The 14,872-nt window shown below is 69.6% G+C and carries 15 protein-coding genes; 10 read left to right on the top strand and 5 right to left on the bottom strand.

The annotated features are described in order from the left end of the window. Nucleotides 1-48 precede the first annotated feature (48 nt). Nucleotides 49-735, top strand: coding sequence for a DUF2270 domain-containing protein (locus LOS8367_RS09050; protein WP_085896163.1), 687 nt, complete (start codon nt 49-51; stop codon nt 733-735). A 7-nt stretch (nt 736-742) separates the two neighbouring features. Here LOS8367_RS09050 and hemE read toward each other — a convergent pair whose 3' ends face one another. Then, nucleotides 743-1,795: a uroporphyrinogen decarboxylase gene (hemE, locus tag LOS8367_RS09045; protein ID WP_085896162.1), complete on the bottom strand. Its 1,053-nt coding sequence runs from the start codon at nt 1,793-1,795 to the stop codon at nt 743-745. Nucleotides 1,796-1,899: 104 nt separating this feature from the next. On the opposite strand from hemE, the gene hemC reads away from it, so the two are divergent. Beyond that, nucleotides 1,900-2,844 carry a hydroxymethylbilane synthase gene (hemC, locus tag LOS8367_RS09040; protein ID WP_085896161.1) on the top strand — a complete coding sequence of 315 codons (945 nt, stop codon included), beginning with the start codon at nt 1,900-1,902 and terminating at the stop codon, nt 2,842-2,844. Nucleotides 2,845-2,887: 43 nt separating this feature from the next. On the opposite strand, the gene LOS8367_RS09035 is transcribed toward hemC, so the two are convergent. Then, entirely contained in the window at nt 2,888-3,448 is a 561-nt protein-coding gene (locus LOS8367_RS09035; protein ID WP_085896160.1) for a cytochrome P460 family protein, read from the bottom strand. A 221-nt stretch (nt 3,449-3,669) separates the two neighbouring features. On the opposite strand from LOS8367_RS09035, the gene LOS8367_RS09030 reads away from it, so the two are divergent. Further along, complete coding sequence (locus tag LOS8367_RS09030) at nt 3,670-4,551, top strand: DUF2189 domain-containing protein (RefSeq protein WP_085896291.1); 882 nt, start codon at nt 3,670-3,672, stop codon at nt 4,549-4,551. A 34-nt stretch (nt 4,552-4,585) separates the two neighbouring features. Here the strand turns inward: LOS8367_RS09030 and LOS8367_RS09025 are convergent, their stop codons facing one another. Beyond that, entirely contained in the window at nt 4,586-6,226 is a 1,641-nt protein-coding gene (locus tag LOS8367_RS09025) for a glycoside hydrolase family 13 protein (RefSeq protein WP_085896159.1), read from the bottom strand. Nucleotides 6,227-6,437: 211 nt separating this feature from the next. Between LOS8367_RS09025 and LOS8367_RS09020 the strand changes: the two genes are divergently transcribed. From LOS8367_RS09020 to rpsD, 3 genes are all read left to right on the top strand, one after another. Beyond that, nucleotides 6,438-7,592, top strand: a complete 1,155-nt coding sequence (locus LOS8367_RS09020; protein WP_085896158.1) for a CaiB/BaiF CoA transferase family protein — start codon at nt 6,438-6,440, stop codon at nt 7,590-7,592. 72 nt (nt 7,593-7,664) lie between these two features. Then, a complete protein-coding gene (locus LOS8367_RS09015) occupies nt 7,665-8,543 on the top strand; it encodes a lipid A-modifier LpxR family protein (RefSeq protein WP_085896157.1) in 879 nt (292 codons plus the stop codon). A 189-nt stretch (nt 8,544-8,732) separates the two neighbouring features. After that, complete coding sequence (gene rpsD / locus LOS8367_RS09010) at nt 8,733-9,353, top strand: 30S ribosomal protein S4 (RefSeq protein WP_085896156.1); 621 nt, start codon at nt 8,733-8,735, stop codon at nt 9,351-9,353. 77 nt (nt 9,354-9,430) lie between these two features. Here rpsD and LOS8367_RS09005 read toward each other — a convergent pair whose 3' ends face one another. Further along, nucleotides 9,431-10,243, bottom strand: a complete 813-nt coding sequence (locus tag LOS8367_RS09005) for a hypothetical protein (RefSeq protein WP_085896155.1) — start codon at nt 10,241-10,243, stop codon at nt 9,431-9,433. 110 nt (nt 10,244-10,353) lie between these two features. Here LOS8367_RS09005 and hisC point away from each other — a divergent pair, with 110 nt between their 5' ends. Genes hisC through LOS8367_RS08990 form a run of 3 tightly spaced genes read left to right on the top strand, consistent with a single transcriptional unit; the run spans nt 10,354 to nt 13,294 of the window. Next, on the top strand, nt 10,354-11,433 hold the full coding sequence (gene hisC / locus LOS8367_RS09000; protein WP_085896154.1) for a histidinol-phosphate transaminase: 1,080 nt from the start codon (nt 10,354-10,356) through the stop codon (nt 11,431-11,433). Beyond that, on the top strand, nt 11,430-12,377 hold the full coding sequence (locus LOS8367_RS08995; RefSeq protein WP_085896153.1) for a prephenate/arogenate dehydrogenase family protein: 948 nt from the start codon (nt 11,430-11,432) through the stop codon (nt 12,375-12,377). Before hisC ends, LOS8367_RS08995 begins: the two co-directional genes overlap by 4 nt. Continuing rightward, the gene (locus LOS8367_RS08990) at nt 12,374-13,294 is read left to right on the top strand and encodes an extensin-like domain-containing protein (RefSeq protein WP_165761425.1); all 921 of its coding nucleotides are present in this window, start codon (nt 12,374-12,376) and stop codon (nt 13,292-13,294) included. Before LOS8367_RS08995 ends, LOS8367_RS08990 begins: the two co-directional genes overlap by 4 nt. Here LOS8367_RS08990 and LOS8367_RS08985 read toward each other — a convergent pair. Beyond that, nucleotides 13,291-14,259, bottom strand: coding sequence for a DUF2125 domain-containing protein (locus LOS8367_RS08985; RefSeq protein WP_085896152.1), 969 nt, complete (start codon nt 14,257-14,259; stop codon nt 13,291-13,293). The two genes, LOS8367_RS08990 and LOS8367_RS08985, sit on opposite strands and share 4 nt — an antisense overlap. A gap of 64 nt (nt 14,260-14,323) precedes the next feature. Here LOS8367_RS08985 and LOS8367_RS08980 point away from each other — a divergent pair, with 64 nt between their 5' ends. Beyond that, on the top strand, nt 14,324-14,869 hold the full coding sequence (locus LOS8367_RS08980; RefSeq protein ID WP_085896151.1) for a gamma-glutamylcyclotransferase: 546 nt from the start codon (nt 14,324-14,326) through the stop codon (nt 14,867-14,869). Nucleotides 14,870-14,872: the final 3 nt, after the last annotated feature.

Below are 14,872 nucleotides of genomic sequence, written 5' to 3'. Positions count from 1 at the left end.
GCGCCCGCCGCCGGTGTCTTATGATCCGGCAAGCAGCGGGAGGAGCCGATGACGCCTGTCGAGAAGCCGGTGACGGAGGGGCGGCGCGAATTCAGCTCCGCCGAGATGGGCGCGCTGGCGCATCTGTGGCGCGGCGAGGTCTATCGCTCGACGATCTGGCGCACCCGGCTCGACACCACCACCAACTGGGCCGTGGTCACGCTCGGCATCGCGCTGTCGATCGCCTTCGCCTCGCGAGAGGCGTCGCCCCTGCCGCTGGTGCTGGTCGGCATCCTGATCCTGTTCTTCCTGATGCTGGAGGCGCGGCGCTACCGTTACTTCAACGTCTGGCGCGCGCGCTGCCGCTGGCTCGAGACGCATTTCTACGCGCCGATGCTGCAGGACGGCAATCTGCGGCTGGGCGAGGGCTGGCAGAAGGAGCTGGCCGAGGATTACTGGGTCCCGCGCTACCACGTCTCGTTCCGCGTCTCGGTCGGGCGGCGGATCCGGCGCAACTACCTGTGGATCCTGCTGATCCAGACCGCCGCCTATATCGGCAAGCTGATCGTGCACCCGAGCCCGGTCGAGAATTTCGAGATGTTCGTGGACCGAGCTGCAATCGGGCCGGTGCCGGGGCTCGTGGTGCTGGCGATGGGCGCGGTCTATGTCGTGGCCTGGGCCGGCTGGGCGCTGCAGAGCTGGTTGCATGACCGGCGGCGCTGGGGCTCGACCCAGCGCCCGACCGGCATGGGGTGAGCGCGCGTCAGCGCGTCTCGCGCAGCGTCTCGATCATTAGCGCCACGTTCTCGGGATCGGCATCGGGCGTGATGCCATGGCCGAGGTTGAACACGTGCGGCCCCTTCGAGAGCGCGTCGCGGATGCGCCGCGTCTCGTCGATCAACTCCTGCCCGCCGCTGACCATGTGACGGCTGGCGAGGTTGCCCTGAACGCAGGCGATCGGCTGCACGTGCTCGGCCGCCCATTCCGGGCTCACCCCGTCATCGAGCGCGATGCAATCGGCGCCGATGGCGCGGGCGGCGTCGGTGAAGCGTTCGCCGGCACCGCGCGGGAAGGCGATCACCGGCAGGCCGGGGTGGCGCGCTTTGAGCGCGGCGGTGATCCGCGCCATCGGCGCGATCGAGTAACGGTCGAGATCGTCGCCCTTGAGCGATCCGGCCCAGCTGTCGAAGATCTTCACCACCTCGGCCCCGGCCGCGACCTGCGCCGAGAGATACTCGATCGTCGCTTCGGTGATCCGGTCGATCAGCGCCTCGAACTCGGCCCGGTTCTCGTCCTTGAGCGCATGCGCCGGGTCCTGATCCGGCGTGCCGCGTCCGGCGATCATGTAGGTGGCCACGGTCCAGGGCGCGCCGGCAAAGCCGATCAGCGCCGTCTCGGAGGGCAGCTCGCGCGCGAGGATCTTCACCGTCTCATAGACCGGGGCGAGGTGGTCGTGAATCGCGTCGGCTGGTTTCAGCGCCGCGACGCCGCCCGCTTCGGTGATCGGCGACAGCCGCGGTCCCTCGCCGGTGACGAACCACAGATCGAGGCCCAGCGCCTGCGGCACCAGCAGGATGTCGGCAAACAGGATCGCCGCGTCGAAGCCGTAGCGGCGGATCGGCTGCAGCGTCACCTCTGCCGCGAGCTCGGGGTTGTAGCACAAGGACAGGAAGTCGCCCGCCTTGGCGCGAGTGGCGCGGTATTCGGGCAGATAGCGCCCGGCCTGCCGCATCATCCAGATCGGTGGCACGGGCAGTGTCTCGCCCGCGAGGGCGCGCAGCAGCAGCTTCGACGGGGGGGTGTGGGCAATGCTCATGCCACCTCGTCCCGCCGACACGGCCCAAAGTCAAGCGGCACGGCGCCGGGCGCGGCAGGCGGTCGCGGTTGCCGCGCGGTGCGGGCGCGCGTAGAGACAAAGGCATGACCCGCGATCTTCCCACCCCCGCCCAACCGCTACGCATCGGCACCCGCGGCTCGCCGCTGGCGCTGGCGCAGGCCAATGAGACGCGAGAATTGCTGGCCCGTGCCTGGGACCTGCCCTTCGAGGCCTTCGAGGTGGTGATCATCCGCACCACCGGCGACCGGGTGATCGACCGGCCGCTGAGCCAGATCGGCGGCAAGGGGCTGTTCACCAAAGAGATCGAGGAAAGCCTCTCCGCGGGCGGCATCGACATCGCCGTGCATTCGATGAAGGACATGCCGGTTGAGCAACCGGCGGGGCTGGTGCTCGACGGCTATCTGGAGCGCGAGGACCCGCGCGACGCCTTCGTCAGCCTTGCCCATGCCGCGATTCCCGACCTGCCCGAGGGCACGGTGGTCGGCACCTCGAGCCTGCGCCGCAAGTCTCAGATCCTCGCGCGGCGGCCCGATCTGCGGGTCGTGGAGTTCCGCGGCAACGTGCAGACCCGGCTGCAAAAGCTGGAGGACAAGGTGGCCGAGGCGACCTTTCTCGCCATGGCGGGGCTGAACCGGCTCGGCATGTCGGGAGAGGTGCCGGCGCGGGCCATCTCCGAGGACGAGATGCTGCCCGCTATCGCGCAAGGCGCGATCGGCATCGAGCGGCGCGGCGCCGACACCCGCGTCGCGGCGCTCCTGGAGCCGATCCATCACGAGGAGACGGCGCGGCGGCTCGCCTGCGAGCGCGCTTTCCTTGCCGCGCTCGACGGCTCCTGCCAGACGCCGATCGCCGGCCTCGCGGAGATCGCCGAGGGCCGGTTGCGGTTCCGGGGCGAGATCCTGCGCCCCGACGGCTCCGAAGTGCTGCTGGAATCCGGCGAGGCGGCGATCGCCGACGGCGCGGCGCTGGGCCACGAGCTGGGCGAAACCCTGCGTCGCATCGCCGGTCCGGGCTTTTTCACGCTCTGAGAGCCGCGCCGCGCGCCGTTCGGGCACAAGGCGCGGCGCCGGTTCACTCCATCATCATGCCCATCTCGGCATCGGTGGTGAACAGGTAGTCGTCGCCGCCCGCGTTCTGGTGGCAGGCGATGCAGCCGGCTTCGGCGTTCTTGCCGACCAGACCGGCCAGCGCCATGCCGTCCGGGCTTTGGTCGAGCGAGCCGTCGGGCAGGTACTTGGCATAGAACCAGTTGCCGGTCTCGTCGTCATAGCCCGCCTCGCGCTGGAACATGATCGTCAGCGCGCCCAGATGCTCGGCCGGAGCGCCCAGGACCTCGTCGACCGACACGCCCTCGGGGCCGTAGTTGCGCTTGACCACCAGCGCCCCCTCATGGCCGTCGATCGTGGCGGTGGTGTAGAATGTCTCCAGCATCATCCCGTGCGGATCGGTGCCCGGATAGGGAAACGACATGATCGCGCCATCCCCCGCGAGGTGCTGATCCGTCATCGCCTGCCAGACCTGCTGCGCATAGGCCTGATCCTCCTCGCCGCCGAACATCGGCGCGTCCTGCGCCAGCGCCACGCCGGCCAGTCCCAGCCCAAGCGCCGCCCCGGTGATAAACTTCATCGCCATCGTACCCTCCCTGAATGTCACGTGGGATAAGCCTACGCCCTTGCAGGAAAGTTGCGGGGTCACGACGACTCACGACTGCGCGACGCTTTGTAACTTTCGGACACGTGCCGTTGAGAGCCATCCTCGCGAAACCGTGCTAGGATCGCCCCATCCGGATGACCCCGCCGCGGCGCATCCGGTCCCGGCGGGGCCGTCCCTTGGCGATCAAGGAGGACGGCATCATGGCGAAGACCGACGGCCATGTCGACAAGACCATCGGCAACCCGCTCAGCTGGGCGGGGCATGTTCTGAACGCGGGCACGCACCATCTGGGCGAGGGCGCGCGCGAAACCATCGGGCGCGACACCGCGCCGATCAAGCTGCGTCGCATCGAGACCGAGGATCTCAAGGCGGCGCTGCGCGCGGGATACGAGGATTTCAAGGCGTTCCGATCGGACGTGATCTTCCTGTGCGTGGTCTACCCGCTGGCGGGGCTGGTGCTGATCCGCTTCGCGATGAACGAGAACCTCTTGCCGCTGCTGGTGCCGCTGATCACCGGCTTCGCGCTTCTGGGGCCGGTGGCCGCGGTCGGGCTCTACGAGATGAGCCGCAGGCGCGAGGCGGGCGGGCATCCAACCTGGGGTGCCGCCTTCAAGGTGATCGAATCGCCATCGGCAATCGCGATCCTGACTCTCGGCGTGCTGTTCGTGGCGATCTTCGCCGCCTGGATGCTGCTGGCCTGGAGCGTCTACGCGCTGACGCTGGGACCCGAGCCGCCGGTTTCCGCGATGGCCTTCATCAACGACACGCTGACCACCGGGGCCGGCTGGGCGATGATCGTGGTTGGCACCGGCATCGGCTTCGTGCTTGCCGCGACGGTGCTGGTGATCGGGGTGATCTCCTTTCCGCTGCTGCTCGACCGGCATGTCGGGGTGCGCCGCGCGGTGAAGGCCTCGGCCCGTCTGGCGGCCGAGAACCCGCGCACCGTGGCGCTGTGGGGCGCGATCGTCGTGGTCGGGCTCGGCGCCGGCATGGCGACGCTGATGGTCGGGCTGGTCTTCGTGCTGCCGATCCTCGGCCATGCCACCTGGCACCTCTACCGCCGCGCGGTCGAGCCCGCCTGAATCGGCGCGCGGGCCCAACGCCCGCGCCTGCCTCTCACCCTTCGAGGATCGCCACCGCCTCGAAGGGGCGCAGTTCCGCCGTGCCGTCCAGCGCGTCACGGCCGGGATAGTTGGCGCTGATCGCGCGTCCTGAAATGGCGAGGCCCCGGGGCACATCCACCGTCACCACCTCGCCGGTGAAATTGGCCAGCACTGCGATCCGCGCGTCCTCGTGCTGCCGGACATAGGCCATGACCTTGGGATGGTCCTGCAGATAGGGGGTGAAGCTGCCCTCGCGCATCACCGCCAACTCGCGACGCAGCCGGGCCAGTTCGCAGTAATGCGCGAAGATGCCGTCGGGCCTCGCCCGGTCGGCGGCTACGTTGATCTCGCGGTGGTTCGGGTTCACCTCGATCCACGGCTCGCCGCTGGTAAAGCCCGCCTGCGGCCCGTCGGTCCACTGCATCGGTGTGCGTGCGTTGTCGCGACCGTTCGAGTTGGCCCCGGCGAGGAAATCACCCGGCGTGACCCCGGCGGCGGTCTGGATCTTGTGAAAGTTCAGCGTCTCGATATCGCGGAACTGGCTGATATCGGTGAAGGCGATGTTGGTCATGCCGATCTCTTCGCCCTGATAGATGTAGGGCGTGCCCTTCATCATGTGCAGCACCGTGGCGAGCATCTTGGCCGAGACCACGCGAAAGCGTCCGTCATCGCCGTATTTCGACACCGCGCGCGGCAGGTCGTGATTGCTCCAGAACAGCGAGTTCCAGCCGTCATCCGCGAGTGCCAGCTGCCATTCGGCCAGCACCTGCTTGAGCCCCACGAGATCGAAGGGCTTGGGCTTCCACTTGCCATGCACCTCGTCCCACCCCTGCACTATATGCGCGAACTGGAACACCATCGACAATTCGCCCGCGTCGCGGCCCGAATAGAGCAGCGCGCCCTCGGTGGTGGCGCTCCAGGCTTCGCCCACGGTGACGACGTCGCGGCCCTTGAGCGTGGCGTCGTGCATCTCGCGCAGGAACGGGTGCAGGTCAGGTCCGTCGGCGGTGATGCTGGCATCGGGGTCCTTGCCGATCAGGTCGATCACATCCATGCGAAAGCCCGCGACACCCCGGTCCAGCCACCAGTTCATCATCTCGTAGATCGCGCGGCGCAGCTCGGGGTTCTGCCAGTTCAGATCGGGCTGCCTGCGGTCGAACAGGTGCAGGTAATACTGCCCCGTGCGCTCGTCATAGCTCCAGGCCGGGCCGCCGAAATTCGACTGCAGATCGTTGGGCGCGCCGCCATTCGGGGCCGGATCGCGCCAGACATAATAGTCGCGGTAGGGATTGTCGCGGCTCCGGCGCGCCTCCTGGAACCAGTGATGCTCGTCCGAGGAGTGGTTCACCACGAGATCCATGACGATGCCGATGCCGCGCGATTTCGCCTCGGCGATGAGCCGGTCCATATCGGCCAGCGTGCCGAATTCCGGTGCGATGTCGCGGTAGTCCGAGATGTCGTAGCCGTTATCGGCCATCGGGCTGCGATAGACCGGCGAGAGCCAGACGAAGCCGATGCCGAGATCGGCGAGGTGGTCGAGCCGCGAGATGATGCCGGGAATGTCGCCGATGCCGTCGCCGTCGCTGTCGCAGAAGCTGCGCGGATAGATCTGGTAGGCGGTGGCGGCGTGCCACCAGGGAGCTGTCTGGGTCATCGCGGCAATCCTCGGCTGGCTGCCACCCACCCTCGCCAGCGGCAGGGCCGGGCGCAAGCCCCCGGGGCCGAGGCGAAGGCGCGCCCGGACCGGTGGCGCGGGACCCGACGCTCCACGTGAAACGCTCGCGTCGTTGGGCTAGGCGGCGCGCATTGCGGCCCCCCGGTGGCACCGCTAGCCTGCGCGGCGCAATCATCGGGGGAGGGGCATGATGGAAGAGGCAAGGGCGCAGGCGCCGCTAGTGGGGCTCAGGGTGGTCGAGCTGGCGCGAATCCTCGCCGGGCCATGGGCGGGTCAGGTGCTGGCCGATCTCGGTGCCGAGGTGATCAAGGTCGAGGCCCCCGAGGGCGACGACACCCGCCGCTGGGGCCCGCCCTGGATCGAGACCGATGGCGACCGCTCGGCCGCCTATTTCCATGCCTGCAACCGCGGCAAGAAAAGCGTCACTGCCGATTTCCGCACCCCCGAGGGGCTGGCGCTCACCCGCGCGCTGATCGCGGGCGCCGACGTGGTGATCGAGAACTTCAAGGTCGGCGGGCTGGCGCGGTACGGGCTCGACTATGACAGCCTGAAGGCCGAGAACCCGGCGCTGGTCTATTGCTCGATCACCGGCTTCGGGCAGGACGGACCCTATGCGAACCGCGCAGGCTACGACTTTCTGATCCAGGGCATGTCGGGGATCATGGACCTGACCGGCGCCCCGGATGGCGAGCCGCAGAAGATCGGCGTCGCCTTCACCGACATTTTTACCGGCCTCTATTCGGTCATCGCGATCCAGGCGGCGCTGGCGGCGCGCGAGAAGACGGGCAGGGGCCAGCATATCGACATGGCTTTGATGGATTGCGCCACCGGCGTTCTGGCCAACCAGGCAATGAACTTCTTCGCCACCGGCACGCCCCCGCGCCGCCTCGGCAACGCCCACCCCAACATCGCGCCCTATCAGGTGTTCTCGGCCAAGGATGGAGACCTGATCCTTGCGGTGGGCAATGACGGGCAGTTCGCCCGTGCCTGCGGGGTGCTGGGCCTCGACGGTCTGGCCGATGATCCGCGCTTCGCCACCAATGGCGCGCGGGTGGCCAATCGGGCGGCCCTGACCGAGGCGATGGGCGCGGCCTTCGCATCCTGGGGCCGCGACGCGGTGCTGGCCGCGCTCGAGGCGGCCACGGTGCCGGCCGGTCCGATCAACCGGGTGGATCAGGTCTTCGACGACCCGCAGGTGATCGCCCGGGGGCTGCGGATCGACCCCGAGGGCGTGCCCGGCCTGCGCAGCCCGATCCGGTTCTCCGAAAGCCCGCTCTCGCTCGACCGCCGCGCGCCGCGCCTGGGTGAGCATGACCCGCAGGACACGCCCGGCGCCGCAGGCTGATCGCGGGCCGGGCATGGACTGGCGGCGCGGCGGGGCCGGGGGGTAGGACTGGAGCGAGCCCCCGGAGACCCCATGCGCCCCCTGATCCTTGCCCTGTTCGCCCTCATTGCCGCGCCCGTTTCTGCCGAGACCCTCGGTTGGGGACGGATCTTCTCCAACGACTATATCGGCGACGGCCACGACCGCTGGCGCTCGGGGGCTTTGGCGCTGAGCCGTGTGTCGGGGGCAGGCTGGGACGGCGCGCCGTCCGCCATGCCGGACGCGCTGGTCGAGTTGCGGTTTCGCACCGAGATCCTCGCGCCCGCGCGAACCCGTGCCGGTCGCGACGATCGGCCCTATGCCGGCGTGATCGCTCTCGGCGGCTTTCTGCACCAGTCCATCGGCCCCGTCGAAGGGGCCTTCGGCGGCGAGATCCTTGCCATGGGGCCATCGACCGGCCTCTCCGGTTTCCAGGAACGGGCGCATGAAATCCTCGGCTTCGATCCGCCGCGCGGCACAAATCGGCAGATGGAGGATGCGCTGCACCTGCAGGCGCGCAGCGAGGCGGTGCTGCCGCTGCGGCCCGCGGCGCGGCTGAGCCTGCGCCCTTTCCTCGCCGCCGAGGCGGGCGCCGAGGAGATGCTGCGCGCCGGGATCGACGCGATCTGGGGCGGCATCGGCCATGGCGATTTGTGGCTGCGCGATCCGGTCACCGGCCAGCCCTATCGCGGCATCGAGGCCGAGACGACCGGCCTCGCGCTGGTCGCGGGCGCGGATGCCGCTTGGCTGGGCGACTGCGTGTTCCTGCCCGGCCGCGAGCCACTCGACCGCCGCCGCGCCCGGATCGGGCTGCATTGGCAGCCGGGGCCGGAGGTGCGGCTCTTCTACGGGTTGAGCTGGCTTTCCAAGGAGTTCGAGGGGCAGCATGAGAGTCAGGTCCTGGGTTCTCTGAAACTCGAATTCGGCTACTAGGGCGGGGCGGTTGACTCCGCGCGTTCGGACTGTATAAGCCGCCCGTCCCGGGTCCTCGCGTCCCGGGTCTTTCATTGGTGTTGGCGGACCCCGCGAGGGGATCCCTGTCGGGAGGCGGCCCATGGCCGTCCCAGAGGACAACGCCCTTCGAGACATGGCCCGCGAGGGCCGACAGAAGGAGATCAGAGAGTGACCAAACGCACCTCTGCCAAGTACAAGATCGACCGCCGCATGGGCGAAAACATCTGGGGCCGTCCGAAGTCCCCGGTGAACCGTCGCGAATACGGCCCCGGCCAGCACGGCCAGCGCCGCAAGCAGAAGCTGTCGGATTTCGGCATCCAGCTGCGCGCCAAGCAGAAGCTCAAGGGCTACTACGGCGACCTGACCGAGAAGCAGTTCCGTCGCATCTATGGCGAAGCCGAGCGCGTCAAGGGCGACACCGGTGAGAACCTGATCGGCCTGCTCGAGCGCCGCCTCGATGCCGTCGTGTACCGCGCCAAGTTCGTGCCGACCGTCTTCGCCGCCCGCCAGTTCGTGAACCACGGCCACGTGACCGTGAACGGCAAGCGCGTGAACATCCCCTCCTACCGCGTCAAGGAAGGCGACGTCATCGCCGTCCGCGACAAGTCCAAGCAGCTCGCCGTGGTGCTGGAAGCCGTCCAGCTGCCCGAGCGCGACACCCCGGACTACCTCGAGGTGGACCACTCCAAGATGACCGCGACCTTCGTGCGCACCCCGGCGCTGGGCGACGTGCCCTACCCGGTGATGATGGAGCCGAACCTCGTCGTCGAATTCTACGCCAAGAACTGATCCGAAAAAACGGATCGAGGGACAGGGGGCCGCGCGGGAGACTGCGCGGCCCTTTTCCATTGCAGATGCGCCCTCGCTCAGCTCTCCAGTCGGCCCAGCCGCTGATGCCCGGCCCAGACCCGCAACGCCTCGAACCGCGCGGCGTTGTCCTCGGGAAGATCCAGATGCGGCAGGTCCGAGATCAGGTCGTAGAACCGGTCCTCGACCTCCGGACCCTGCGCTGCCGCGTCCCGCGCCATCCGCACCAGCGCCTCCGGCAGACGCCTCTCGGCCCGGCCATGGCTGTAATAAAGCGCGAAGGGAGCCGAGTTCAGCCCCGCCACGATATCGGCCAGCCGCCCGAAGAGCGGCGCGACCTCGGCGCCCTTGGGCTGGCTGTGCAGCAGCGCCGCGAAGGCCCGACCCAGCTGCACCGTCTGCACCGTCGACAGGATGAAGCTCACCGCCAGCGTCAGCACCACCATGCCGTTGACCCCGGCAAGCACTTGCACCGCGTTCCAGAAGGTGTCGCCGGGCCGGGTGATCGCGCCGCCCAGCGTCGAGAGCAGGTGCCCGGCATGGGCAGCGGCATCCCAGAACCCGGCCTCTTCGGCCGACTGCGTCAGCACCACCGCGTGGCGCGGTGCCGAAAGGAAGATATGAGTCCAGCCCAGCGCCGTGCCGACGACCCAGAATCCCGCGACGAGGACCATCACGATCACGCCGCTCATCCGTGCCAGCACCCGGGCCGGGCGGTGCCGGGTGATCCGGCGCAGCAGCGCGAAGATCCCCCGGGCCAGCCGCTCCGACAGGATCACCCGCGGCGCCGCGCCGATGGTGGCAAGGAGGAAATCGATCGAGACCAGCGTGAGGATCGCGATCCCGGCGGCGAGGTGCAGGGGCTGTTCCATGGCTTCTCACATAGCGGCATACCGCCGGCGGGCGAGGGGAGGCGGCTTGCATGACGCTGGAAACCATCCGCCGCCCCGGCTATGGAGGCCCGGTTCGAAGGAGCGCAGAGATGAGCATCACCCCGCAGCCCGGCATCATGGACATCGCCCTCTATGTGGGCGGGCAGAGCAAGCTCGAGGGGCATTCCAGCCCGCTCAAGCTGTCGTCCAACGAGAACCCCTATGGTCCCAGCCGCCACGCCGTGGCGGCGCTGGAGGGCTCGGCCGCGACGCTGCATCTCTATCCCCCGACCGACCACGCGGATCTGCGCGCCGCAATCGCCGAGATCCACGGGCTCGACGCGGAGCGCATTATCTGCGGCGCCGGTTCGGACGAGGTGCTGCAGTTTCTCGCGCAGTGCTATGCCGGCCCCGGCGACGAGGTGATCCACACCGAGCACGGCTTCGCCATGTACCCGATCCTCGCCCGCGCCGCCGGCGCGACGCCGGTCGAGGTGCGCGAGCGTGACCGGGTCGTCGATACCGACGCGATCCTCGCCGCCTGCACCGAACGCACCCGGTTGATCTACCTCACCAACCCGGGCAACCCGACCGGCACGATGATCCCGGTCGAGGCGGTCGCGCGCCTTGCCGACGCGATCCCCGATCACGTCATCCTCGTGCTCGACGGCGCCTATGTCGAATTCGCCGAGGGCTATGATGGCGGCGCGAAGCTGGTGGAGAGCCGCAACAACGTGGTGATGACCCGCACCTTCTCGAAGATCCACGGCCTCGGCGGGCTCAGGATCGGCTGGGGCTATGGCCCGCGCGAGATCATCGACGTGCTGAACCGGGTGCGGCAGCCGTTCAACCTGTCGAACAGCCAGCTCGCCGCCGCCGAGGCGGCGATCCGCGATACCGGCTTCACCGAGCATTGCCGGAGCGAGAATGCGCGGCTGCGCGTCTGGCTGCGCGACAAGCTCCTCGATCTCGGCATCGCCTGCGACGAGAGCCAGGCCAACTACGTTCTGGCGCGGTTCGCGGACGAGGAAGAGGCGGCGGGCTGCGACGCGGCGCTGCGCGCCGAGGGCATCCTGGTGCGGCGCGTCGGCGGCTACGGCTTTCCGGAGGCGCTGCGCATCACCGTGGGCGACGAGGCCGGCTGCGCCCGGGTGATCGACGCCATCGCCCGTTTCAAGGGCGCGGCATGAGCGTGCCGGTGTTCGAGCGCGTCGCGCTGATCGGCCTCGGCCTGATCGCCTCGTCGATGGCGCATGCAATGCGGCGCGCCGGTCTCGCGGGCGAAATCACCGGCCATGCGCGATCTGCCGAAACGCGCGAGATCGCGCGCGAGATCGGTCTCGTCGACCGGGTCTGCGAGACGGCGGCCGAGGCGGCGGAGGGCGCCGATCTCGTGGTGCTCTGCGTGCCGGTGGGCGCGATGGGCGCGGTGGCCGAAGAAATCGCGCCGATGCTCAAGCCCGGTGCCGTCGTCTCGGATGTCGGCTCGGTCAAGAAGGCGGTGATCGAGGCGGTCGCCCCGCATATCCCCGAGGGCGTGCATTTCATCCCGGCCCATCCGCTCGCCGGGACCGAGCATTCGGGCCCGCGCTCGGGCTTCGCCGAGCTTTTCGACAATCGCTGGTGCCTGATCGTGCCGGCGAATGGCGATATCGATCCGGACGCCGTGGCGCGGCTCTCGGCGCTGTGGGAGGGGATGGGCGCGCATGTCGACGTGATGGATGCCGACCACCACGACCTCGTGCTGGCGGTGACCAGCCACACCCCGCACCTGATCGCTTACACGATGGTCGGCGTCGCCGACGATCTGCGCCGGGTGACCGACAGCGAGGTGATCAAGTATTCCGCCGCCGGTTTCCGGGACTTTACCCGCATCGCGGCCTCCGATCCGACCATGTGGCGCGACGTGTTCCTGACCAACAAGGAGGCGACGCTGGAGATCCTCGGCCGCTTCACCGAGGAGCTGTTCGCGCTGCAGCGCGCGATCCGGACCGGCGACGGCGATCACCTGCACGACTACTTCACCCGCACCCGCGCGATCCGCCGCGGCATCATCGAGGCGGGGCAGGACACGGCCGCCCCGGATTTCGGCCGGGGCGCGGCACGCGGCGACAAGACGGAGCCCCGGAAATGAGCCGCACCACATGGCTGGCGGCCTGCCTCGCGCTCGCCCCGCTCGCGCTCGCGGCACAGCCGCTGGCGCCGGAGACCACCGCACGTCCCATGGGCCGCACGGCCACGACCGTGCCGGACACAGCCGTGGCCGATACGCCCGTCGCCACGGCGCCGGTCGCCGCCTCGCCGGGACAGCCCAGCACCGTGTCGCGGCCGCGCGCGCGGCTCGCCACGACGGCGGCACCGGCTGCCGTGTCAGCGCCCGACGCCGCCGTCGCCAGCGCCTCGCCCGAAGCCGTGGCCACCGCCGCCCGGCCCGCACAACGACCCGGCGCGCGTCCTTCGCTCTCGGCCTCGCTGTCCGAAGCGCAGGTGGTCTCGGCCCCCGTGACCCGTGCCGCGCCGCCCGTCGGGAGCGCGGGCGCGCTTTGCGGCATGCCCGGGCTTGAGGGCGCGCCCGTCGCCCCGGTGAACGGGGCGGGGGCCTGCGGCATCGAGGCACCGGTGAAGATCACCGCCGTTCATGGCGTACGGATCGCCCCGGCGGCGGTGGTCGATTGCGACACCGCGCGGGCGCTGGGCGCCTGGGTCGGCCAGGCGGCCATGCCGATGCTCTCGGCCACCGGCGGCGGTCTCGCGGTGCTGCGCACCGCCGGCAGCTATGTCTGCCGCTCGCGCAACAACGAGCAGGGCGCGCAGCTTTCCGAGCATGCCTTCGGCCGCGCCATCGACATCACCGCGTTCGGGCTACGCGACGGGCGCGAGATCAGCCTGACCTCGGGTTGGAACAGCCGCGGTGCGGGCGGGGCGCTGCGCGATCTGCACAAGGCTGCCTGCGGCCCCTTCGGGACGGTGCTCGGCCCCGATGCCAACGCGGCGCACCGGGACCATTTCCACTTCGACACCGCCTCGAATCGAAGCCCCTACTGCCGCTAGCGCAGCAGCGGCGCGGGCCCCAGCGGGATGAAGCCGAGCCGCATCGCGCCATCGGCAAAACTGATCGGCGCGCGCAGTACGCCGTCCTGCGCCATCGAGCCCAGCGCACCGCGCAGCAGCGAGGATTCGGCGATCGGCACCCCGGCCCGAGCGGCGAGGTCCAGAAGCACCTCCCAGCCGTCGATCTCGAGCACCACCTCGCCCTCGGGGACACCGGCGGGGTCGACATCGAGCGTGCCGCTGCCGCGCGCCTGCACCGGGCCCCAGTCGAGCGCCAGCTCGCCGAGATCGATCTGCTCGATCGCCGCCGCCTCTCCTGAAAGCGCCAGCGGTGCATCGAGGCCCAGATCCGCATCGAGGCGCAGCGCCGCGATCTCGGCGGGAAGCGCGCCCGTGGGGTCCCAGGCCGCGCGCCACGCCTCCGGCACCGCGATCCGCGTCGCCTCGGCATAGGCGTCGTAGCCATTCGCGGCACCGTTGCCGCGCAGCGCGGCGAGCAGCGTGCCCACCTGCGTCTCCCAGCCCAGCGAGGAGGCCACCGCGAGATCGGCCGCCTCGACGGTGAGCTCGGTCAGGGGTAGTGTCTCGCCGATCTCCACCGCGCCCGAGGCGCGCGGGCCGGTAACCTCGATGTCGAGATCCTGGCCCGGCACCGAGACGCGGTGCGTCTCGTCGGCCGCGACGATCAGCCGGTTCGGCTCGTAGCTCTGCGCCACCACCCGCAGCCGCGGGCTCTGCCAGCCGAAGATCCCGTTGGGCGAGACCAGTGAGATGTCGCGCAGGTCCAGATCGAAGCGGTAGGGAAAGCCCGCCGTGCCGTCGGTGGTGTAGTCGACCTGCCAGCCCGCCGCGCGCAGCTCTTCGGTAAGCTCCGCCAGCCTTGCATCGACGGCGCGGCTGCCCCAGACCCACCAGCCGCCGAAGGCCAGCACCAGCAGCGCAACCAGAATGAGAAGAAATCGCATGTATCGAGGCCCTTTCGCCCGCTCAGGATCGGGTATTTACAGGGGGGCAGCTAGGAGGGCCAGCATGACCGACCAGACTGCGCTTTGGGTATTCGGCTACGGATCGCTACTGTGGAACCCGGGCTTCACCCCCGAGGAGGTGGTGGTGGCGCGGCTCGACGGCTGGCACCGCAGCTTCTGCATGTCGTCGATCCACCATCGCGGCACGCCGGAGATGCCGGGGCTAGTGCTGGCGCTCGACCGCGCGCCGGGGGCGGTCTGCACCGGGCTGGCGCTGCGCGCGCCCGAGGCCGAGCGCGAGATGGTGATCGCGATGCTGCGCGAGCGGGAATTGGTCTCCTCGGCCTATCTCGAGACGCATCAGCCGCTGGCGCTCACCGACGGGCGGGTGGTCGATGCGCTGACCTACGTGATCGACCCGGGCCATGCGCAATACGTGGCGCTCGATCTCGAAACACAGGCGCGGCGCATCGCCGGCGCGGTGGGCGGGCGCGGCCCCAATGACGAATACCTGTTCAATACCGCCGCGCATCTGACCGAAATGGGCGTGCACGACCCCGATCTCGACTGGCTGGTCGAGCGGGTCAAGACGCTGCGCAGCGGTGGCTGAGAG

The sequence above is a fragment of the Limimaricola soesokkakensis genome, from assembly GCF_900172345.1.
Lineage (GTDB): Bacteria > Pseudomonadota > Alphaproteobacteria > Rhodobacterales > Rhodobacteraceae > Limimaricola > Limimaricola soesokkakensis.
This window is presented reverse-complemented; position numbering and strand designations above follow the sequence as displayed.

What these genes read in the sequence shown, in the direction of transcription:
- LOS8367_RS09050 (WP_085896163.1), top strand. Translation starts at nt 49, where the DNA reads ATGACGCCTGTCGAGAAGCCGGTGACGGAGGGGCGGCGCGAATTCAGC.
- hemE (WP_085896162.1), bottom strand. Translation starts at nt 1,795, where the DNA reads ATGAGCATTGCCCACACCCCCCCGTCGAAGCTGCTGCTGCGCGCCCTC.
- hemC (WP_085896161.1), top strand. Translation starts at nt 1,900, where the DNA reads ATGACCCGCGATCTTCCCACCCCCGCCCAACCGCTACGCATCGGCACC.
- LOS8367_RS09035 (WP_085896160.1), bottom strand. Translation starts at nt 3,448, where the DNA reads ATGGCGATGAAGTTTATCACCGGGGCGGCGCTTGGGCTGGGACTGGCC.
- LOS8367_RS09030 (WP_085896291.1), top strand. Translation starts at nt 3,670, where the DNA reads ATGGCGAAGACCGACGGCCATGTCGACAAGACCATCGGCAACCCGCTC.
- LOS8367_RS09025 (WP_085896159.1), bottom strand. Translation starts at nt 6,226, where the DNA reads ATGACCCAGACAGCTCCCTGGTGGCACGCCGCCACCGCCTACCAGATC.
- LOS8367_RS09020 (WP_085896158.1), top strand. Translation starts at nt 6,438, where the DNA reads ATGGAAGAGGCAAGGGCGCAGGCGCCGCTAGTGGGGCTCAGGGTGGTC.
- LOS8367_RS09015 (WP_085896157.1), top strand. Translation starts at nt 7,665, where the DNA reads ATGCGCCCCCTGATCCTTGCCCTGTTCGCCCTCATTGCCGCGCCCGTT.
- LOS8367_RS09005 (WP_085896155.1), bottom strand. Translation starts at nt 10,243, where the DNA reads ATGGAACAGCCCCTGCACCTCGCCGCCGGGATCGCGATCCTCACGCTG.
- hisC (WP_085896154.1), top strand. Translation starts at nt 10,354, where the DNA reads ATGAGCATCACCCCGCAGCCCGGCATCATGGACATCGCCCTCTATGTG.
- LOS8367_RS08995 (WP_085896153.1), top strand. Translation starts at nt 11,430, where the DNA reads ATGAGCGTGCCGGTGTTCGAGCGCGTCGCGCTGATCGGCCTCGGCCTG.
- LOS8367_RS08990 (WP_165761425.1), top strand. Translation starts at nt 12,374, where the DNA reads ATGAGCCGCACCACATGGCTGGCGGCCTGCCTCGCGCTCGCCCCGCTC.
- LOS8367_RS08985 (WP_085896152.1), bottom strand. Translation starts at nt 14,259, where the DNA reads ATGCGATTTCTTCTCATTCTGGTTGCGCTGCTGGTGCTGGCCTTCGGC.
- LOS8367_RS08980 (WP_085896151.1), top strand. Translation starts at nt 14,324, where the DNA reads ATGACCGACCAGACTGCGCTTTGGGTATTCGGCTACGGATCGCTACTG.